We start from the raw sequence: 20032 nt of genomic DNA on the forward strand, positions 1-20032 counted from the left end.
GAACAGCTCCGTCGTGACCTGCGGCTGAACCGTTCGGCGACACGGCACGTATGGAAGGGCGTACACATCGCCGGTCTCCCCGCCGCCGGAAGCGAGGTACCGCCATCAGCGACCACGACGCCCAACTGCTGCGCGCGCTGCACGACGAGCATGCCGACGCGCTGTACGCGCACGCCCTGCGGCTGGTCAACGGCGATCGGCCCCGCGCCGAGGACCTGGTGCAGGAGACGCTGCTGCGCGCCTGGCGGCACCCCGAGTCGCTGGACCCGCGACGCGGTTCGGTACGCGCCTGGCTGTTCACCACGGCGCGGAACCTGGCCATCGACGCCTGGCGGCGGCGCTCGGCCCGGGTCGGCGAGGTGTACACGGACGAACTGCCGGAGACCGCCGAGACGGTCGACGAGACGGAGCGCGCGGTGGAGGCGTGGACCGTGGCTGAGGCGCTCAACCGGCTCAGCCCGACCCATCGGGAAGTGCTCGTCGAGTGCTTCTACCAGGGGCGTTCGGTGGCGGAGGCGGCGGCGCGGCTGGGCGTACCGCCCGGCACGGTGAAGTCGCGTACCCACTACGCGCTGCGCTCACTACGGTTGGCGCTGGCCGAGATGGGGGTGACCGGATGACACGCTGCGAGTTCGCGCACGACGACGGGGCGTACGTGCTTGGTGCCCTCGCCCCGGCGGACCGGGTCGCCTACGAGCGGCACCTGGCCGGCTGCGCCCAGTGCCGGGAGGCGGTGGCCGAGATCGCCGTGCTGCCCGGCCTGCTGGGCCGGCTCGACCCGGCCGGCCTGGAGCAGTTCCTGGAGGTCGGACCGGAGGCGTCGCGGGTGCCCGCGCTGCTCGACGCCGCGCGGGAGCGCAAGCGCCGCGAGCGGTCCCGCTCCCGCCGCCGGTACGCGCTGACCGCGCTCGCCGCCGCCGCGCTCGCGGTGCTGGCCGGCGTCGGGGTGGCGCTGGTCCAGCCGCCGGCCGAGCCGTCCACGCCGCAGGTGGCGTTGACCTCCATGCGGCCGGTGGCCGGGACGGTGCCGGTGCACGCCGAGGTGGGGCTGACCGAGACGCCGTGGGGCACCGAGGTCACCATGCACTGCGGCTACGACAGGCGGGCCGGGCACCGGGAGGCGTACACGTTCCGGCTGGTGGCGCACGGCCCGGACGGCGCGACGGAGCAGATCGGCTCCTGGCTCGCCGCCCCCGGCGACGACCTGCGGTTCTCCGGGGTAACCCGGTTCACCAAGGGTGAACTGGTCCGCCTGGAACTCCTCCGAGGCGCCAATTCCCCCGTCCTGGCCTACGACTTCCGCTGACCGCCGTCCCCTCCCCGTTGATCTTGCAGTTGCGGCCCTCGGCGCGGGTGATTGGTCCCTTTCGCGGGGGCGGTAAGTGCAAGATCAACGGGACGGGGTGGGTGCGGCGGCCGGGGTGGGGGTGCGGGTGGCCTGGCGGGTGCGGTGGGAGTGGCGCAGGGCGTCGGCGGTGAAGACCATCAGGGCCAGCCACACCAGCGCGAAGCCGGCCAGCCGGACCGGGGGCATCGGCTCGTGGAAGATCAGCACGCCGCAGCCGAGCTGGAGGATCGGGGCCAGATATTGCAGCATGCCGACAGTGGACAGCGGCAGCCGGTTCGCCGCCCCGGCGAACAGCAGCAGCGGGATCGCGGTGGCGGCGCCGGCCAGCACCAGCAGCGCGGTGTGCCCGGCCGAGACGTGCCCGAACGTCGAGTCGCCGCGCGCCGACAGCCAGCCCAGGTACGCCAGCGCGGGCAGCGCCAGCACCGCCGACTCCACGAACAGCCCTTCCGTGGCGGGCAGCGCGAGGCGCTTCTTGACCAGGCCGTACCCGGCGAAGCTGAACGCCAGGGTGAGCGCCAGCCAGGGCAGCCGGCCGTAGTCGACGGCGAGCACCGCCACCGCGAGCCCGCCGACGCCGAGCGCCGCCCACTGCGCCGGTCGCAGCCGTTCGCGCAGCAGGAAGACGCCGAACAGCACCGACACCAGCGGGTTGATGAAGTACCCGAGCGCCGTCTCCACCACCCGGTCGGAGTTCACGCCGTAGATGTACGTGCCCCAGTTGACGGCGATCAGCGCGGCGGCGAGCCCGATGCCGGCGAGCGCCCGCGGCCGCCCGGCCAGCCTGCGCAGGAAACCGGCGTGCCGCGTGGCGGCCAGCAGCAACGCCACGAACGCCACCGACCAGAGGATCCGGTGCGCGAGGATCTCCATCGGCCCGGCCGGGCGCAGCAGCTTCAGGTAGATCGGGAAGAAACCCCAGATCAGGTACGCGCCGACGCCGTACAGGTAGCCGAGCCGGAGCTGGTTCACCGCTCCACCGTAAGTGGTGGATCTGTCTGCTGATCCTTATCGGTGACCGGCGTCACCCGCTGATCCAGCTCCATCCACCGATCCGGCGCGACCGGGCGGAAGCCGAGCTTCGCGTAGACCCCGTGCGCGTCGAGCGTCGCCAGCAGGATCCGGCGTACGCCCAGCTCGGCCAGGTGGTCGCGGACCGCGCCGGCCAGCCAGGTGCCCAGTCCGCGACCACGCTCGGCCGGGTCGACGTAGACGTCGCAGAGCCAGGCGAACGTGGCCCGGTCGGTGACCACCCGGGCGACAGCGACCTGCCGCCCGTCACTGGCGCGGTAGACGCCGAAGCCGATCGAGCCGGCGAACGAGCGCGCGACCGTCTCCCGCTCCCGCCCCCGCGCCCAGTAGGCGTCGCCGGCGAGCCAGGCGTGCACCCGGTCCAGGTCGATCCGGTCCGGGTCGGTACTGATCTGGTAGCCGTCCGCGCGGGTCACAGTGAACACCCGCCGACGCTAGCGCCGACACAGGGGCCGCTCGCCAGCCAATTCCCTCCTGGTGGCCCCGGCCGGTCGCCGTCGCGCCCGGCCGGGACCGGGGGTGTCAGTCGCGGTCGAGGACGGCGCCCAGGATCCAGGTGACGATGCCGACGAACAGCGCGCCCAGCACCGCCTCCGGCCAGAACCCGTCCACGTGGAAGGGCAACCCGGCCTCACCGGCGATCCAACTGGTGAGCAGGAAGAGCAGGCCGTTCACCACGAGCGCGATCAAACCGAGGGTGAGCAGGTAGAAGCCGCAACCCACGGTCTTGATGATCGGCTGGAGCACCGCGTTGACCACTCCGAAGATCACCGCGACGAGAACCAGCGTGATCACCGTCTCGGTGGCCGACCCGGAGTCCAGCGAGATGCCGGGGATGAGCAGCGTGGCGAGCCAGAACGCCACTGCCGTCGAGCCCACACGAATCAGAAGACCCTTCAGGAAATCCATGGCCGGGATCGTGCCACGGACGTACCACCAGGGAAAGCAGCGTGACGCCCCCGCGCGCCTCAGCGTCGCGGGTGACCGACCAGTTGCGACTCCACAGGCGTCGGTGAGAGCAGCGCCCACCGCAGGGCCCGCCGGTTGACCACCGCCACCATGTCGTCGCGGATGCGGGTCAACCAGTCGGCGGATCCGCCGAGCCCGAGTGCCGCTCCGGCCAGCGCCGCCTCGTCCGGGTCGAGTGGCTGAAGGATCGCCAGGTCGGCGCGGGCCAGCGTCGCCGTGTCGGCCGCGGTCAGCTCGTCGCGGACCACGAGCACGGACTGCCAGGCCGCGTCCGGCCCGGCCTCCGGCGGCACCGGGCCGACGTCGACCACCACCAGCAGCGGGCACAGCGGTGAGGCGGGCGCGCCGCCGGGCGGACGCCCCGGCGGAAGCAGCGGTACGCCGCCACCGAGCGTCCCGACGCCGCGGACGAACGGCTCCCAGGCCCGGGGACGGCCGGTCTGCACCGCCACCCGGGCGCCCAGCGCCAGCGCCCGCAGCACGAGCAGTTGAGCGGCCGGCACACCGCCGATCAGCAGCACCCGTGTCGGGGCGGGCCGGAACAGGCGCACGGTGAGCGCGGCGCCGTGGCGGTTGGCGCCCACCATCAGGCCGGCGGTGGCCGGGGGCAGTTCCAGTGCGGGCGGCGGCGACCCGGACCCACCGGTCACCCCGAGCGGCAGCGTGGCGGCGAGCCCGGCCAGGTGCTCCCCGTCGAGCCGGCGCAGCTCCCCGCCGACGTCACCGGCGACGCGCCGAAGCGTCCGATCCACCGCCGACAACTCGTCCGCGCTGCCGGCGGCGACCCGCACCGCCAGCTCGGCCGGGGCCGGATTCGTCCCGGTGCGGGGTCCGACCGTCAGCGCGACGGTGGTGGCGGTGGCGGGCACCGCGAGCAGCCGGGTGACCAGCCCCGGGGAGGCCTCGCCCCGCGGATCGGGCCACCGGCGCAGTCGCCAGGTGGCCTGCGCCAGCCCGCCCACGGTGAGCAGCGGCCACGTCTCCCGGACCGGGGCGCCGGGCTCGTGATGGGCCAGCTCGGCGATCACCCGCAGCGCCGCGTCCCCGCCGAGCGGCCGGGCGGTGAGCGGCCCGAGCCGGCGGACGATCCGCCGCAGCGTGCCGGAGAGCGCCCGCAGCAACTCCTCGTCCGGCCAGCCGTCCGCCCGCAACACCTGGACGGCCAGGACCGCGCGCGTCCGCCCCGGCACCCGGCCGTCGGTGAGCTGCCGGTAGGACGTCCCGGCGGGACCGCCCGCGACGGCCGGCACGGGCGCGGGGGAGGACGAGAAGACGAGCTGCAACCGGACCGCTGGGGCGTCCGGGCCGCTCGGCGGGAGCAGGTCGGACGGCACGGGCAGCCGGCGCGCGTGGTCACCGAGCAGGTCGTCCGGGTCGCCGAGTTCCAGCAGCGCGGTCAGGCCGGCGGCGTCGTGCAGCACGGCGGCCGGACCGCCGGCCAGCTCGGTGGAGCCGGCCACCGCCCCCGGCCGGACCAGTTCCAGCAGCGCCGCCGAATCGGCGGCCGACGGCAGGGCGCGGCGCCGGGTCAGGTACGCGACGGCGGTGACGAGCCATTCGTGCAGCCAGCGGCCGCGTACCCGGATCCACGCGGCCGGCAGCATCAGCGCGGCGGTGAGCAGCGCGGCGGCGGTCGCCACGAAACCCCGCCCGGCGGCGGCCACCAGCACGGCCGCCGCGACCTGTGTCGCCACGACCTGACCGGCCCGCTGCCGCGCGCCCGGCCGCCGTGTCCACAGTGGGGCGGACGCGGCCGGCCGGGTCGTTGTCGTCGCGGCCACCGCACCTCCTCGCCCGGGTCCCGCTGTGACGTCACCGTGGCACATCGTAATGGCCGAGTTGTCCACAGGGGAGCCCGAGGGGGTAGCAGAACCGGAGTGGGGCGGCTACCGTCAGCGACGAAATCGTCGAGTCGCGTGTCCGCCGCCGCCTGGTCTTCCCCTCCACCGGCCCCGGGCGCCCCCGGCGAGTCCACGGTGGTCACCGGGGTGACCAGCCACGACCGAGGAGACGAGGTGACGTCCGGGATGTCCCAGACCCAGGCAGAAGCCGCGGTGATGCAGCAGACCGCCGCGAAGTTCGAGCAGGTCGACCAGTCGCTGCAGACCATGCTCAGCGGCCTGATGGCCGAGCTGGAGGTGCTGCAGCAGGCCTGGCGGGGCGCCGGAGGGCGCTCGTTCGCGCAGGTCAAGCAGCAGTGGGCGCAGGACCAGGCGGCCCTGCAGCGGGCGCTGCGGGAGACCGCCACCGCGATCCGCACCGCCGGCCGGCAGTACGACCTGTCCGACACCGAGGCCGCCGGCCGGGTGGCGGGCACCAACCGCGGCATCCAGCTGCCGCTCTGACAACCGGAAGGATCGAACTCATGGAGCACGGTGTGCTGGTCGTCAACTTCGCCGCCCTGCAACAGGCCGGCGCCGACATCCAACGGGCGCTGTCCACCCTGGAGAGCCAGCTCGGCCAGTTGGAACGCGACGCCGCCCCGCTGGTGGCGAGCTGGAACGGCGCCGCCCGCGAGGCGTACGAGGTGCGGCAGTCCCGGTGGCGGGCCGCCTCGCAGGACCTGCAGGCGATGCTGCGCGACATCAAGCTCGCGGTGGAGGATTCCGCGGCCGACTACCTCGACACCGAGAAGCGCAACACCAACCTGTTCCAGTGAAGCGTCCCGTGCGGCCCGGGTCTGCCGATCCGGGCCGCACGGCGGTTCAGGCCGGGTCGGCCGCCCGCCAGCGGCGCCGTGCTCCGCGCGGCAGCACCAGGGCGAGCGCCGCCACGAGTGTCACGGTCCCGCCCACGACGGCGGCGGTCAGCAGCGCCCGGTCCCGGGCCGTCCCGCGGCGAGCCTCGCGGGCCAGCGCGGCCGGATCCGGCCGGTCGGCGGGCAGCGCGGCGCCCGGCCGGGGCCGGGAGTCCACCACGCCCGCCGACTCGGTCACCGCCCGGTACGGGTTGAGCACCCCCGCTCCGTAGCCGGTCTCCCGTCCCGGGGCCGGGTCGGCGGCGGCCACGATCCGGGCGGCCACCTCGTCCGCGCTCAGCCGGGGCCGGTACTGACGCAGCAGCGCCGCGGTGCCGGCCACGAACGGAGTGGCGTAGCTGGTGCCCTCCGCCCGGTGGTGTCCCTGGCGGGGCGCCGCCATCAGCACCTCGCTGCCCGGGGCGACCACGTCGACGTACGGGCCGGTCTGGGAGAACGCCGAGCGGGTGCCGTCCGGGCCGATCGCGCCCACCCCCAGCACGCCGTCGTACGCGGCCGGGTAGGGCCGGGGATCGCCGTTGTCGTGCAGGTTCCCGGCGGCGGCCACCACCACCACGTCCTGTCGCAGCGCGTACGCGACGGCGGCGCGCACGTCGGGGTCGTCCGCGTACAGCACGACCGACAGGTTGAGCACGTCGGCGTCGTGGTCCACCGCCCACCGGATTGCCCGGGCGAACCCGGCCGCGTCGACGGTACGCCCCGACTCCCGCCCCTCGACCACCTGCTGCTCGCTCACCCGTACCGGGAGGATGCGCGCGTCCGGCGCGAGGCCGCGGAACGCGACGCCGGGCTGCGGGGCGGCGGCGACGATGCTCGCGACACCGGTGCCGTGCCCGGCGCAGTCCCGGGTGCCGTCCCCGCCCGGGTCGAGGAAGTCGGCGCCGGACAGGACGCGCCCGGCGAGCTGCGGATGGGACCGGTCCACGCCCGAGTCGATCACCGCGACCACGACTCCGGCGCCGGTGGCGAGCGGGGCGAGCCGGTCCGGGGCGTACCGTTGCTGCGGCCACGGCTGTTGCGCGACCGGCCGCGCCGGGGCGGGTGGCGAGGCGCAGCCGGCCGGCGCGCGAGCCGCCGCGGGGGCGACCGGAGACCCGACGGCGAGGAGCGTCGCCAGGGCGGCCACGGCCGGGTGCGCGACAGGCCGATACATCGACGACCTCCGTAACGTGTCGGCTCCGGGACGGGATGTTATCGCCTCGTGGACATCGGGGCGGACCGTCGATGGCCAGAAGTCCTGATCTTGCTGCCACCTTGTAGGTTGTAGGCGATGCCTGTGGCCTGTTCGCGGAAGGAGAGGTGGCCGTGACCGGATGGGAGCCGGCCACCGAGGCCGAGGTGGCGATGCGGGACGCGCTGCGCGCCCAGGACCAGCAGCAGTACTTTCGGGTGCTGACGCGCGTCGATCTGTTCCTGCCGGTCGCGGGCGGCCCGGCCGGCGGATGGGGCACCTGGACCTCCGGCGGCCGCACGCACGTGCTCGCCTTCACCTCCGCCGCCGCGTTGCGGGCCAGCCTGGGGGAGAACGCCGGCACGGCCCGCCGTGTGCCCTACCCGGAACTGGCGGACGGCTGGCCCAACCCGGAGTGGTGGCTGGCGGTCAACCCCGGGCTGCCGATCGAGGGCTACCTGCCCGCCTGGTACGTGGCTCAGCTCTCCCGGGGCGACGTCCGGCTGCCCGGGCGGACCATGGGCGCTCGGGCCCGGCTGGAGCGGGTGGAGGGCGCGGCCCGGAGCGCTCGCAACGGCGTACCCGATTCCGCGCCCCGCCCGTCCGCCGTACCCGTCCCGCCGGCCGCCGTCCCGCCCCCTGTCGTTCCGGCTCCCGCGGTTCCGCCCGCAGCCGTTCCGCCTCCCGCGGTGCCGCCTCCGGCGGTGCCGGGCGACCGGGGCGGACGGCGGACTGCGGACGACGAGCCGCCGACGGTGCCGGTACGCGGCGGTTCGGTGCTGGGGCGGCGGCTGCCGACCGTGCCGCCCCGCCGCCGGGAGCCGGACCGGGACAGCCCGGGCCGCGCCGACCCGGGCGACGAACCGGGTACGGACGCCCTGGACGGCTGGCTCACCGACCTGCGCCGCCGCCCCGACGAGCCGGACCCCTTCGCCGCCGAGCCCGCGTCGACCGACGAGCCGCCGCCACCGTCGCGGTCCTTCTTCGAGCCCGCCTCCGGTCGCTCGGCCCGGCGCCCGTCACCGCTGGACGCGCCACGGCGGGCCGCCGACCGGGCCACCCCGCCGACCCGGTTCGCCGGTGGCCAGCCGTTTCCGCGTCGCCGTCCGCTGAACGAGCCGGTACGGGAGGACCCCACCCAGGCGTTCGCGGCGCAGGCGGACGAGCCACCTCCGGCGCTCCGGACCGACGAGGCGACCCAGGCGTTCCGGCCGAGCCGCCCACCCGAGGACGCCATCGGGACGCTGCCCCGGCGTCACTCCGGCCCTGCCACCCCCGCGACGGACACGTGGGCCGACCCGGTCGGCCCCGACCGGGAGGCCCCGCCCTGGAACGCTGCCGAGGACCCGACGGAGGCGCTGTCGCCCTCGATCGCCGAGCCGGTGTCGAGCCCGCCCGCGCCGCGCCGGGACTTCACCCCCATCGTCATCGAGGGCACGGTCATCGAGGCCCGCGACCTGACCGAGCCCGATCAGCCCTGGTCCGCGCAGTACGCCGACCCCGTGCGTGCCGCGCCGGCCGATCACGCGGCGGCACCCTGGGCCGGTGACCCGACCGCGCCGCTCCCGGCCGACCCGCTGCTGACGACCGGCGACGAGACGATGAACCTCACCGAGGCCGCCCACACCGTTGCGCCGGCCGAGACGGCGCCGTTCGACCGGGCCGGGCGGCTCGACGATCCGACGGTGTCGTTCACCTCGACGGCCGAACCCACGGTTTCCCTGTTCGAGGCGCACACGCCGGCTGCCGAGCCGACCACCTCGCTGTTCGCGCCGACGCCGCCCGAGCAGACGGCGGCCCTGTTCGCGCCGGCCACCGCCGGGGAACAGGCCACCGTGTCGCTCTTCGAGCCGGCCGCCGACGCCGAGCCGGCCACGCAGCCGGCCACCGAGGCCGAACCGGCGGCCTTCGACGACTCCGTCACCACGTCGCTGTTCGCGCCGGGTGAGCCGACCGTCGCGCTGTCCACCCCGCACGAGACGCCGGACACCTCGGCGCCGCCCGCGCCCCTGGCGGAGCCGGCGCCGATCGACGGCGACCCGGTGAGCGCCGCCGCTCCGGCCGACTTCGTGCCGGCGAACAACGTGGAGGAGGAGTTGCTGGCCGCCGCGGGCAGCGGGAGCACCGACGGCTTCCTCACCACCCTGCTGCTGGCCCGGGTGCTGCTGCCGGCCGCGCCCGACTCGGCCGCGGGCAGCCGGCCGGGTGAGCCGGGGTTCGTCTGGCACACCGAGCCGGTGGACGGCGAGACGTCCGTCTCGGTCTACACCTCCCCGGAACGCCTCGCCGAGCACGCCGGAGAAGCGGTCGAGACGGTACGGGTCAAGTTCGTCCAGCTCATTCGCAAGTGGCCGGACGTGTCCTGGTCGTTCCGGGTGAACCCGGGCAGCCCGGTCGGCGCGACGTACCCGGGGGAGCAGGTTCTCGCGCTCGCGAACTGGGCGGCCGAGGTGGGCCTCGGCGACGACCCGGAGCCGGCCGCCGCGCCGCAGCCGGCGGAACGACAGCGCCCGGAGGCGCCGACCATCGCCGCGAACCAGCCGGTGACCATGCAGAAGGCGATCGCGGCGAGCCAGCTCGCGTACTACCTGGAGCGTGGCTACGACCGGGTCTCCGGCTTCGTGCACCGGGCCGGGGAACTGGCGCACCTGAACAGCCCGGCGGAGCTGTACCGGGCGCTCGGGCTCGGCCACCCGGGTTCGCCGTTCTCCCCGGACGACGAGGAGATCTACCTGCTGCGCTGGCCGGCCTACCGGCCGAGCCTCTACCGGATCCCCTACGGCGGGCCGAACGAGGCCGCGATGCGGGCGATGGAGGGCTGGGTGATCGAGCGGCCGCCGTTCCGCGGCAACGGCTTCGCTCCCGGGGAGAGCAGCGACGTGATCGCCGAGTTCAAGGTGGACAGCGCCCGCCTGCCGCACGGCGCCGAGCTGTGGCGGCTCGGCGCGGACGGCGCCACGCGGCTGGTCGCGGTCCTGGACACCGACGCGCTGGTCTGGCGGAAGGCGGACGAGGCGTGACCCGCGACGGCTACGTGGCCCGCTGGCGGGGGCGGGAGTACCAGGCCAGCCCCGACGGCGACGACATCCGCCTCTACCAGCCCGGACCGGAGGAGGGGTTCACCGAGGTACGCCCCGGCCGGTACGTCCGGGTGGTGCCGGCGGCCGAGGTCGACGATCTCGCGTACGTGCGGACCACCTGCACCTGGCAGGGACAGCCGTTCATCGTGCTGGCCGAGCACGAGGGCTGGCTGCGGCTGGAGTACACGGGTGGGCGCTGGCCGGTGGCCGAGGCGATGGGGCTGGAGGCGTTCGACTTCGGTGTCTACCAGGGCTGGGCGCCCGCGACCGAGGTGGCCGACCTGGGCGAGCAGCGGGTCTGAGTCAGGACTTCGCCCAGCGCAGGACCTCGCCGAGCACCAGGTCACGGGCCTCCACGTGGGGGAAGTGCCCCACGTCGTCGAGCAGCCGCCACTCGTACGGCGCGCTGACGTAGCGGCCGGAGCCCTGGGCGGTACGGGGCAGCGACGCGCGGTCCAGCGCGCCGTGCAGTTGCAGGGTCGGCGTGACGAGCGGCTTCTGCATCAGCTTCACGAAGCGGTAGCCGTGCAGCCGCAGCACCGAGCGGAACGCCCAGCGGTAGCCCTCCATCGCGCAGAACGCGGCCTGCGGGATCTGCATCGCGACCCGGCAGCAGTGGGCGTAGGCGGCGAAGTCGGGGCTGTCCGCCCAGCGTGGGCCGCCCCACCGGCGCAGGATCTCCTCCACCTCGGCGGCGTCGTCCCGGGTCAGGACGTGCTCGTAGCGGGGGAGCTGGAACTTGAGCGTCGCGGTGGCCGAGGCGAACTGGCCGCGCGGGTCGGCGAAGATGGCGGCCCGCAGCCGCAGCGGGTGCGGCGCGCCGAGCACCACGAGCCGCCGGACCAGGGTCGGGTGGAAGGAGGCGGCGGTCCAGGCGATGAGCCCGCCCGCGCCGGTGCCGACCACCGTGGCCGATCGCTCGCCCAGTGCGCGGATCAGGCCGGCGACGTCGGCGGCGAGCGTGTAGCCGTCGTACCCCCGGGGTGGTTTGTCGCTCGCGCCGTAGCCGCGCAGGTCGACGGCGACCGCCCGGAAGCCCGCGTCCGCGACCGCCGGCAGCATCTCGTGCCAGGCGTACCAGTACTCGGGGAAGCCGTGGAGGAAGAGCACCATCGGACCGGCGCCCGCCTCGACGACGTGGAACCGGCTGCCGTTGGCGCCGACGAACCGGTGCGTCCACGGCCCCTCGGGCAGGACGCAGGACTCGTCGACGGGTCCGCCGCGCTGGTCGGTCATGGGGCACAGCCTAGGGCCGCCGATCGCGCATCGGGCTCGCAGGTGACCAGGATCAGGGATTTCTCCGGGAGGTGACCCATGCGGCCCGGCGACCGCTTGCGGGGTCAGGATTCGGCGACGCGCATGGGGATGCCGGGCCCGCAGTCCACCGAGCGGTCCCGTGCGGTGAGCCGCAGTGAGACGAAGTCGCCCTTGCGCAACTCCCCGGCGTTCGGGCCGTACACGGCGTACTCCGTGCCGTTCTCGTCCATCAGGCCGTAGCAGGGTCCGGAGCCGCCCCGGGTGATCCATCCGGCGACGACGCCGGCCGGGCGGTTGTCGGTCGGCTTCCTCGGCGGGCCGGCGGGACGCCGCAGCGTCGGCAGTTCGGTGGCGGACAGCGGCGCGGGCCGGTCGGCGGGCGTGCCCGCGCCGCTCGCGGCCGGCTGGTGGTCGTCGGACACGGATCCTCCGTCTCGGCCGCGCCGTCGATCAGCGCCATCGTGGGGCGGCCGGCAGCGTGGGGCGGGTGTCGAACGGATGGGACGCGGGCGGGGTACGCCGGGTTCCCGGAAAGGGCGATGCCCGGGCGGTGAGCCCGCCCGGGCATCGCGTGGCGCGTCGATCAGTGGATCAGGAGAAGCGGACCTTCAGCGAGGTGCCATTCTGCTCCAGGACCTTGATCTTGGTGCCGGTGGCCGGGAGCTTGACGCCGTGGTTCGGCAGCTCCGGGTACCAGTACTGCTTGGTGTCGTCGAACAGCGGCTGCGCGTCCTGACCGCGGATGTACTGCGGCTGGCTGTTGATGTGCAGCGTGAACGAGTCGGCCTTCTTCAGGCTGAACGGCGCGTCGTAGACCTGGACACGGGCCCGCCAGGGCTGGCCGGTCAGGTTGTAGATCGGCCGCGGGTGCGCGTCGATGATCATGTTCCGACCCTCACCCGGGTGCGCGAACGTGTCGTTGTCCGCGAACCGCAGGTTCCAGTAGGAGATCAGCAGACCCTCCTGGTACGCGTAGTGGTCCACGTAGTCCGGGCGGGTGTTCGCGTAGCCGAAGAAGTACGGGCCGGTCTTGAGGTACTTGTCGTACGAGACGTACGACCGGTGACCGGCGATGTAGTAGTTGTCGAACTTACGGGTGTAGGTCTCCTCGACGATGCTGAAGCCGCTGAGGGTCCAGCCGTTGGCACCGGCCTCGGCGCCGTCGGTGAGGAGGGTCTGACCGTCGGCGGTCACGGTGATCGCGTCACCGTAGAAGCCGCCCTCGGACACGCCGCCGTCCGTCTGGTAGCGGAGCCGGAACTGCACGACCTTGCCGGCGACCGCGTCCATCGGGATGTTGACGTCGACCCACTGGTCGTTGCTGGAGCCGTCCAGGGCGTAGCGCCCGGGGGAGATCTCCTTCAGCGGGGTGCCGTTGGCCGTACCGGGCAGCGAGGTCCAGGTCTGGCCACCGTCGGTGGACGCCTCGAAGAACAGGTAGTCGTAGTCCGCCTCGATGCTGTAGCGACCCTTCATCGACAGCGCGGCGCTGGTCTTCCCGGTGAGGTCGACAGTGCGCGTCATCGTGTTGTTCAGGTCGTCGTCGTTGCCCGAGAAGAACTGCTTCGTACCCTCGAACGGCTTGCCGTTCTGGAACGTGTACTCCCGCTGCGGCAGCACCACCACGGCGCCCTGGGCCTTGTTGGAGTTGTACTCCTGCGGCCCGAGTTCCAGGGTGCGCTTCTGGCCGGCCACGATCACCTCGTAGTCGAGCCAGCCGAGCTGGAGCTTGTTCCAGGCGCCGAGGTCGCCACCGCGCTCGCCGATGCCGCCGTCGTTCTTGGCGCCGAGCCGGCTCTGGGCCATCAGGGTCCAGTGCTCGTTGTTGTTGTCCCCACCGCTGACCACGTTGTAGTCGTCCGGCAGACCGAGGTCGTGGCCGTACTCGTGGTAGAAGACGCTCCGGCCACCGTTCTCCGGCTGGATCGTGTAGTCACCGATCCAGACGCCGGTGTTGCCGATCTGGGTGCCGCCGGCCGGGAAGTTCTCCGGGCCGGTGTTGCCCTGGTCGCTGGCGAAGGCGTACCACCGGTGGCTCCAGATGGCGTCCTCACCCTGGTACGGGTCACCGTCGGCCTCGTCGCCGCCGGCGTGGACGATCTGGAAGTGGTCGATGTAGCCGTCCGGCTCGTTGAAGTCGCCGTCGCCGTCGAAGTCGTACCGGTCCCACTGGTCCATCGCCTTGACGTCCGCGGCGATCTCCGCGTCGGAGCGGCCCTGCGCCTTCTGGTCGGCGACCCACTGGTTGGCGGCGTCGCGGACCAGGGCCCAGGTGTTGGTGCAGACGTTCGAGGCACACGGGTAGCCGCCGGAGCGGCCGTAGCGAGCCTCGTTGTACCGCACCTTCACCCAGTTGGTGACCTCGCCGTCGACGCTGTACCGACCCGAGGACTGGGCCTCGTAGTACTGCTTCAGCGACTCGTCGCCCGGGTTGGTGCCGAAGTACAGCTGCCGGTAGTAGTCGGCGCTGTAGTCCGCCTGCCAGACCGTGGAGTTGTCCACCGCGCGGTTGGGCTGGGGGATCTGGTTGCGGAGCGGACCGTCGAACCGGGTCGGGCCCGGGGTGTCCGGGTCGGTGTCCTGGTCCGGGTAGTTCGGGTGCCGCTCGTCGCCGAACTCCGCGAGGATGACGAAGATCCTGTCGGTCCGCTCGCGGGAGAGTTCGACGTACTGGTCCTTGGTCGGACCCTTGCCGGCCTTGGTGCTCTTGGCTGCCTTGCCCGCCGCGGGACCGGCGGCGGCCCGCTCGCCGACCTTGACGACCGTGCTGCCGTTGATCTTCTGGGCCTTCGCCCTGCCGGACAGGACCTCGCTGAGGCCTTCCTGGCGCAGCGCGCGCCGCTTCTCCTCGAGCGGGTTGGGCAGGTCGTGCTCAGCCTGCGCAGGCTCGGCCACCGACGGAGCGGCGGCCGGCAGCTTCGGCGTCGGCGCGGCGCTGGCGGCCGTGCCTGCCACCAGCCCCGTCGCGGTCAGCGAAAGCCCGAGCAGACCCACTGCGACTTTGCGCACGTGGTACCTCCGGTGTGAGGGAACCGGCCCAACTGGGGGTACGGGCCGGTGGAACGGTCCACTGGTGGGACCAAGGGTGAACATAGACACTGCTGCGACTGGTGGGAAGACGCGTGCGTCGATTTGTTGCAACTTTTTGTTGAGAACGCTTTTCACCGTCACACACCTGCCCGTCACCGAGCCGTTGACCAGCGACGATGCGCGGAGCGGCGATTGCAGAGACATGCATGGATTAATGGGTTACGCGGAAGGGCCGGGAGCGCTCACGCTCCCGGCCCTTCCCCCATCGAGCTAGATCAGATCATTTTTCGGTCATTCCGGTTCCGCTTTGACCGCGCCCGTTTCAGGGACGCGGCGGGACCACGTACACCTGGGCGTACGAGTTGTCCTTGGCGGCCCGCTTGATGATGATCGAGACGCCGTACTGGACGCCCGCGTCACCCGGGTTGCCGGTGCCGAGCACGATCGCCCCGCCACCCAGCGTCGAACCGTAGTAGTCGGTCGCCGGAGTGCCGTCCGGGTTCACCACCCGGGTCGTGTACTGCTGGTTGCCCCGCGACGGGACGACCACCGATGCGTCGTTGTCCCGCGCGTACGCGGCGCCGTCACGGATCTCGATGCCCGGGTACCAGCCCTTGGCGTCGGTGAAGCCCTTCACCGGCGCCTGCGGGCCGAACTTCGTGCAGTACTCGCTGTACGGCTCGTCCGCCGCCTCCAGGCACTCCTTGAACGGGTACGTGGGCTTGAGGCCGAACGCGGCGTTGGAGGACTGCGGCCGGCTGGGCAGGTTCTTCAGCACCGACGGGTCCTTCTCGGCCGCGGTGCCCTTGCGGCGCAGCGGGTCGTTGTGCGAGTCGACGATCAGCAGACCGCCCTTGGCGCCGTAGCTGGGCAGCGCGGTCATCTGCGCGGTGACGTGGTTGACGTCGCCGAGCTGGGTGTCCCGGTACCAGACCAGCATGCCCGGCGCGTTGTACGCGATCCGGTCGACCTTCCACGCCTCGTGCGAGTAGACGGTGTCGTAGGTGTACTTCAGGCCGTTGTCGAAGCCGTCGAAGTTACGCCACTCGGCCAGGTAGTAGTGCGACTTGACCTGCGTGCCCGAGTCGATGTACCAACCCGCGCCGCTGGTGTCGGTGAAGGTGCCGCCGGTCTGGGTCCAGCCCGCCGCGCCGCTCTCCACGTCGTCGCTCCAGGTGGTGGCGCCGCCGCCGGTCACCGAGAAGTCGTCGGCGAACCAGCCGCGCTCGACGAACGCCTCGTCGGTGGCGTACCGCAGCCGCACCTGCACGGTCTGCCCGGCGAACGACGACAGGTCGACGTAGTCGTGCCGCCAGCCGCCGGTGCTGCCGCTCAGGCCGTACTTCTTGTTGCCGAAGTCGACCATCCGGCCGTTCGGGTCGGCGTAGCCGTCGTTTGTGGAGACCAGCGCGCCGCCCTCGGCGTACACCTTCTGCTCGTTCCAGGTGGCGCCGCCGTCGGTGGAGACCTCGACGAAGCCGAAGTCCCAGTCCGCCTCGATGACGTAGTTGTTCCACATCCAGAACTTCGCGTCGGCGGCGTTCGGGACGGTCACCGTGCGGCTGAGCTTGACGTCGGCCCAGTTCTGGTCCGCGCCGGAGTACCACATGTTGCCGCCGCTGTGCGGCGTCGCCAGTGAGATCACCTTGTCCGGCAGGTCGATCTTGATGCCGTCCTCGGTGCCGACCGGAGTACGCGACGTCTGCCCGAGCTTGACCAGTTTGGACCGGTCACCCGGCCCGAACGTCTTCGGCTCGGCCCAGCCCAGCACCCACTTGTCCCACAGGCCCATGTGGGTGGGCAGCGCCTGGAAGATCTCGCCGGAGTGCGAGCCGGACGCCATCAGGTCCCAGAAGTCCACGTCCGAGTCGGCGTTGCCGGAGGTGTCGTAGAGGTCCGGCAGGCCCAGGTCGTGGCCGAACTCGTGGGCGAAGACGCCGACGCCGGCGTCCTCCGGCTGCACGATGTAGTTCGACACCTTCAGGTTGGTGCCGGGGATCGTGTAGCCGCCGGCCACCGTCGAGGAGTGCGCCCAGACCGAGTAGATGCCGATGTCGCCGCCGCCACGGGACTTGCCCTGGTTGGCGTGCACCAGCACCAGGTGGTCGATCACGCCGTCCGGCTCGTGGTAGTTGCCGTCGCCGTCGCGGTCGCTCTGGTCCTCGATGTCGTAGTCGGCCCAGGGGAAGTTCGGGTCGGCCGCGGCCAGCGCGTCGATCGCGTCGGTGGCGAGGCGGCCGGCGCCCTGCGGGTTGTCCGGGTGGCCGTTCATCGACTGCTCACGCCCGGCGACCCAGTTGCCGTTCTCGTCCTGGAAACAGCGCGACGCGGCGTACCAGCCCTCCGAGTGCGGCACCGTGATCCACGGGGTGGCCTGCCCGTCCACCGTGTACGCGCCCTTGGACATCTCCAGGTACATGTTGTGCATGGTCCGCCCGGCGAGGCTGATGCCCGGCTTGCCGTCCGGCCCCTTGAGGTCCTTGCGGACCCGCTCGGTGATGCCCTTCTTGCTGTAGAGCATCTTGTCGTAGTGGGCCGGCGAGAAGTCCGGCACCCACATCGAGTTGTTGTCCTTGTGCGGCAGCGTGGCCGGGTTCGGGATGGTGTTGTGCCGCGGCCCGTTCTGCACCGTGCCGGGAACGCAGGTGCGGTCCTCGAACACCGTCTTCGGGACCATCACGCCTGTGAAGTCGTCGTTGGCGTTGTCGTTGAACTCGACGAGCAGCGTCAGCAGCTTGGCGGTCTGCGTACTCTTTGCCTGCTTGATCTTGCGAGGGCTCTTGCCGGTCCGGATGGACTTGGCCTCCAGCTTGGCCAGCTCACGGGCCGCGATCGGGTTGCCCCCGGCGTACTTGCGGTCGTAGGCGCGGGCCTCGTCCGCGGGCGAGGTGAAGACGCCGTCACGGCCCTTGATCTCCTTGCCGCCGGTGTCCGGCTGCACCTCGGGCTCGGCGTAGTTGATGTAGTGCTCGTCCGCCCCGATCGTGACCGGTGCGGACCGGGACGGCTGGGCCGCCGCGCTGCCCGTCACGGTCAGCGACGTGGCCGCGAGCGCGATGACGGGCAGCGCGACGAGTAAGCGTCGCCGTGCCCTGTGCTGCGACATGGGGAGCATGCCACTCCGTTCGTAGGGAATGGTGGGGAACCGGCCGTCTCACTGACGCTCGTCGAAATCCGCCGGTGCGGCTGAACGTAACCGACAACAAGCGACATCGACAGTGGTGGAAAAGTGCTCTGGCCGATCAGGTCAGATCGGGTCCCCCGATCGACCGGCGCGGATCCCGGATACGACGAAGGGGGCGGACCGCGCCGCGGTCCGCCCCCTGGTCGGCTGTCGTCAGTCCTCGTCGGACTTGCCGCCGCTCATCCCCGACGAGATCAACTCCATCACCGAGGAGTCCTGGAGCGTGGTCACGTCGCCGAGCGACCGGTTCTCCGCCACGTCCCGCAGCAACCGGCGCATGATCTTGCCGGAGCGGGTCTTCGGCAGCTCCGGCACCAGCATGATCTGCCGCGGCTTCGCGATCGGGCCGAGCGTCTTCGCCACGTGGTTGCGCAGCTCGGCGATGAGCTGCTCGCCCGCGTCGCCGGCGGTCTCCGCGGTGCCGCGCGGGATGGCGAACGCGACGATCGCCTGCCCGGTGGTCGGGTCGGTCGCGCCGACCACCGCCGCCTCCGCCACCGACGGGTGGCTGACCAGCGCCGACTCCACCTCTGTGGTGGAGATGTTGTGGCCGGACACCAGCATCACGTCGTCCACCCGGCCGAGCAGCCAGATGTGCCCGTCGTCGTCCTTCTTCGCGCCGTCACCGGCGAAGTAGACCCACTCGTCGCCGATGTTGGCGCCCGCGCCGAACCGCGACCAGTACGTCTCCAGGAAGCGGTTGTCGTCACCCCACACCGTCCGCAGCATCGACGGCCACGGCTCCTTCAGCACCAGGTAACCGCCGCCGCCGTTCGGCACCGACTCACCCTGGTCGTCCACCACGTCGGCGACGATGCCGGGCAGCGGGCCCATCGCCGAGCCGGGCTTCGCCTCGGTCACACCGGGCAGCGGCGAGATCATGATGGCGCCGGTCTCGGTCTGCCACCAGGTGTCCACCACCGGCAGCTCACCGCGGCCGACGTGCTGCCGGTACCAGATCCACGCCTCCGGGTTGATCGGCTCACCGACGCTGCCGAGCAGACGCAGCGACGACAGGTCGTACCCGGCCGGGATGTCCTCGCCCCACTTCATCATGGTGCGGATCAGCGTCGGCGCCGTGTACAGGATGGTCACCTTGTACTTGTCGACGATCTCCCAGAACCGGCCCTTGTGCGGGGTGTCCGGCGTGCCCTCGTACATGACCTGGGTGGCGCCGTTGGAGAGCGGGCCGTACACGATGTAGGAGTGCCCGGTCACCCAGCCGATGTCCGCGGTGCACCAGTAGACGTCCGACTCCGGCTTCAGGTCGAACACCGCGTGCGTGGTGTACGACGCCTGGGTCAGGTAGCCGCCGGTGGTGTGCAGGATGCCCTTCGGCCGGGCGGTCGTGCCGCTGGTGTAGAGGATGAACAGCGGGTGCTCGGCGTCGAACGGCTGCGCCTCGTGCTCCGGCGCCGCCGTCTCCACCGTCTCGTGCCACCAGTGGTCCCTGCCCGACCAGGCGACCTCCTCACCGGTACGCCGCACCACCAGCACGTGCTCCACCGACGGGCACTTCGCCACCGCCTCGTCCACGGTCGGCTTGAGCGCCGACGGCTTGCCCCGCCGGTACCCGCCGTCCGCGGTGATCACCACCTTGGCGCTGGCGTCCTGGATCCGGTTGGTGAGCGCGTCGGCGGAGAAGCCGCCGAACACCACGCTGTGCGTGGCGCCGATCCGGGCGCAGGCGAGCATCGCCACCGCCGCCTCCGGGATCATCGGCATGTAGATCGCCACCCGGTCACCGGCGGTCACGCCCAGCTCGGTCAGCGCGTTCGCCGCCTGGCAGGTGAGCCGGTGCAGGTCGGCGTAGGTGACGGTGCGGGTGTCGCCGGGCTCGCCCTCCCAGTGGATCGCCACCTTGTCGCCGAGGCCCGCCTCGACGTGCCGGTCCAGGCAGTTGTACGCCACGTTCAGCGTGCCCCCGGTGAACCACTTCGCGAACGGGGCGTTCGACCAGTCGAGCACCTGCTCCCACGGCTGGGCCCAGGCCAGCCGGCCGGCCTGACGCGCCCAGAAGGCCAGCCGGTCACCGGCCGCCTCCTCGTACGCCTCGGCGGTCACGTTGGCGTTCGCGGCGAGTTCAGCCGGCGGCGGGAACTGGCGCGTCTCGTTCAGCAAGTTGGCCAATGCCTCGCTCATGCGGTGACTCCTTCGTCGCGTGACCTGCGTCTCCTACTCCGGGGAAGGTTAGTCCCGCCGT

16 protein-coding genes are annotated in these 20032 nt (G+C 72.5%); 6 read left to right on the top strand and 10 right to left on the bottom strand.

The window, feature by feature from the left end; genetic code table 11:
- Positions 1–50: 50 nt before the first annotated feature.
- Positions 51–620 (top strand): sigma-70 family RNA polymerase sigma factor, encoded by a 570-nt coding sequence (locus J3R08_RS01275; protein ID WP_036343884.1) that lies wholly within the window; start codon positions 51–53, stop codon positions 618–620.
- The gene (locus tag J3R08_RS01280; protein ID WP_209959680.1) at positions 617–1306 is read left to right on the top strand and encodes an anti-sigma factor; all 690 of its coding nucleotides are present in this window, start codon (positions 617–619) and stop codon (positions 1304–1306) included. Before J3R08_RS01275 ends, J3R08_RS01280 begins: the two co-directional genes overlap by 4 nt.
- Positions 1307–1390: 84 nt before the next feature.
- On the opposite strand, the gene rarD is transcribed toward J3R08_RS01280, so the two are convergent.
- The 4 genes from rarD to eccE form a co-directional block, all read right to left on the bottom strand.
- Positions 1391–2320, bottom strand: a complete 930-nt coding sequence (rarD, locus tag J3R08_RS01285) for an EamA family transporter RarD (RefSeq protein WP_209959682.1) — start codon at positions 2318–2320, stop codon at positions 1391–1393.
- Positions 2317–2805 carry a GNAT family N-acetyltransferase gene (locus J3R08_RS01290; protein WP_113972192.1) on the bottom strand — a complete coding sequence of 163 codons (489 nt, stop codon included), beginning with the start codon at positions 2803–2805 and terminating at the stop codon, positions 2317–2319. The genes rarD and J3R08_RS01290 overlap by 4 nt, the downstream gene beginning before the upstream one ends.
- 97 nt (positions 2806–2902) lie before the next feature.
- Positions 2903–3289: a phage holin family protein gene (locus J3R08_RS01295; RefSeq protein ID WP_030503717.1), complete on the bottom strand. Its 387-nt coding sequence runs from the start codon at positions 3287–3289 to the stop codon at positions 2903–2905.
- Positions 3290–3348: 59 nt separating this feature from the next.
- Entirely contained in the window at positions 3349–5130 is a 1782-nt protein-coding gene (eccE, locus tag J3R08_RS01300) for a type VII secretion protein EccE (protein WP_280841763.1), read from the bottom strand.
- Positions 5131–5376: 246 nt separating this feature from the next.
- Here eccE and J3R08_RS01305 point away from each other — a divergent pair, with 246 nt between their 5' ends.
- Together J3R08_RS01305 and J3R08_RS01310 are read left to right on the top strand one after the other, a co-directional pair.
- Complete coding sequence (locus J3R08_RS01305) at positions 5377–5694, top strand: WXG100 family type VII secretion target (protein WP_030503719.1); 318 nt, start codon at positions 5377–5379, stop codon at positions 5692–5694.
- Between the two features lie 20 nt (positions 5695–5714).
- A complete protein-coding gene (locus J3R08_RS01310; RefSeq protein ID WP_043327280.1) occupies positions 5715–6008 on the top strand; it encodes a WXG100 family type VII secretion target in 294 nt (97 codons plus the stop codon).
- A 46-nt stretch (positions 6009–6054) separates the two neighbouring features.
- Here J3R08_RS01310 and mycP read toward each other — a convergent pair whose 3' ends face one another.
- Complete coding sequence (gene mycP / locus J3R08_RS01315) at positions 6055–7260, bottom strand: type VII secretion-associated serine protease mycosin (RefSeq protein ID WP_209959686.1); 1206 nt, start codon at positions 7258–7260, stop codon at positions 6055–6057.
- Between the two features lie 152 nt (positions 7261–7412).
- Between mycP and J3R08_RS01320 the strand changes: the two genes are divergently transcribed.
- Complete coding sequence (locus J3R08_RS01320; RefSeq protein WP_209959689.1) at positions 7413–10298, top strand: SseB family protein; 2886 nt, start codon at positions 7413–7415, stop codon at positions 10296–10298.
- Positions 10295–10660 (top strand): hypothetical protein, encoded by a 366-nt coding sequence (locus J3R08_RS01325; RefSeq protein WP_209959691.1) that lies wholly within the window; start codon positions 10295–10297, stop codon positions 10658–10660. The genes J3R08_RS01320 and J3R08_RS01325 overlap by 4 nt, the downstream gene beginning before the upstream one ends.
- A 1-nt stretch (position 10661) precedes the next feature.
- On the opposite strand, the gene J3R08_RS01330 is transcribed toward J3R08_RS01325, so the two are convergent.
- The 5 genes from J3R08_RS01330 to acs all read right to left on the bottom strand — a co-directional run bounded on the left by J3R08_RS01330 (position 10662) and on the right by acs (position 19971).
- Positions 10662–11594, bottom strand: a complete 933-nt coding sequence (locus J3R08_RS01330) for an alpha/beta fold hydrolase (protein WP_043327273.1) — start codon at positions 11592–11594, stop codon at positions 10662–10664.
- Between the two features lie 104 nt (positions 11595–11698).
- The gene (locus J3R08_RS01335; protein WP_043327271.1) at positions 11699–12037 is read right to left on the bottom strand and encodes a hypothetical protein; all 339 of its coding nucleotides are present in this window, start codon (positions 12035–12037) and stop codon (positions 11699–11701) included.
- Positions 12038–12206: 169 nt separating this feature from the next.
- Positions 12207–14609 (bottom strand): immune inhibitor A domain-containing protein, encoded by a 2403-nt coding sequence (locus J3R08_RS01340; protein WP_043327268.1) that lies wholly within the window; start codon positions 14607–14609, stop codon positions 12207–12209.
- 358 nt (positions 14610–14967) lie between these two features.
- Positions 14968–17751 (bottom strand): immune inhibitor A domain-containing protein, encoded by a 2784-nt coding sequence (locus J3R08_RS01345; protein WP_231915639.1) that lies wholly within the window; start codon positions 17749–17751, stop codon positions 14968–14970.
- A 231-nt stretch (positions 17752–17982) separates the two neighbouring features.
- Positions 17983–19971: an acetate--CoA ligase gene (acs, locus tag J3R08_RS01350; protein ID WP_043327265.1), complete on the bottom strand. Its 1989-nt coding sequence runs from the start codon at positions 19969–19971 to the stop codon at positions 17983–17985.
- Positions 19972–20032: the final 61 nt, after the last annotated feature.

This window comes from Micromonospora sp. HB375 (assembly GCF_017872985.1).
Classification (GTDB): domain Bacteria; phylum Actinomycetota; class Actinomycetes; order Mycobacteriales; family Micromonosporaceae; genus Micromonospora; species Micromonospora chalcea.

Excerpts from the sequence above, each read along its gene's own strand:
- J3R08_RS01305 (WP_030503719.1), top strand. The coding sequence starts at position 5,377 with ATGTCCCAGACCCAGGCAGAAGCCGCGGTGATGCAGCAGACCGCCGCG.
- acs (WP_043327265.1), bottom strand. The coding sequence starts at position 19,971 with ATGAGCGAGGCATTGGCCAACTTGCTGAACGAGACGCGCCAGTTCCCG.
- J3R08_RS01280 (WP_209959680.1), top strand. The coding sequence starts at position 617 with ATGACACGCTGCGAGTTCGCGCACGACGACGGGGCGTACGTGCTTGGT.
- J3R08_RS01310 (WP_043327280.1), top strand. The coding sequence starts at position 5,715 with ATGGAGCACGGTGTGCTGGTCGTCAACTTCGCCGCCCTGCAACAGGCC.
- J3R08_RS01275 (WP_036343884.1), top strand. The coding sequence starts at position 51 with ATGGAAGGGCGTACACATCGCCGGTCTCCCCGCCGCCGGAAGCGAGGT.
- J3R08_RS01345 (WP_231915639.1), bottom strand. The coding sequence starts at position 17,751 with ATGTCGCAGCACAGGGCACGGCGACGCTTACTCGTCGCGCTGCCCGTC.
- J3R08_RS01330 (WP_043327273.1), bottom strand. The coding sequence starts at position 11,594 with ATGACCGACCAGCGCGGCGGACCCGTCGACGAGTCCTGCGTCCTGCCC.
- mycP (WP_209959686.1), bottom strand. The coding sequence starts at position 7,260 with ATGTATCGGCCTGTCGCGCACCCGGCCGTGGCCGCCCTGGCGACGCTC.
- J3R08_RS01295 (WP_030503717.1), bottom strand. The coding sequence starts at position 3,289 with ATGGATTTCCTGAAGGGTCTTCTGATTCGTGTGGGCTCGACGGCAGTG.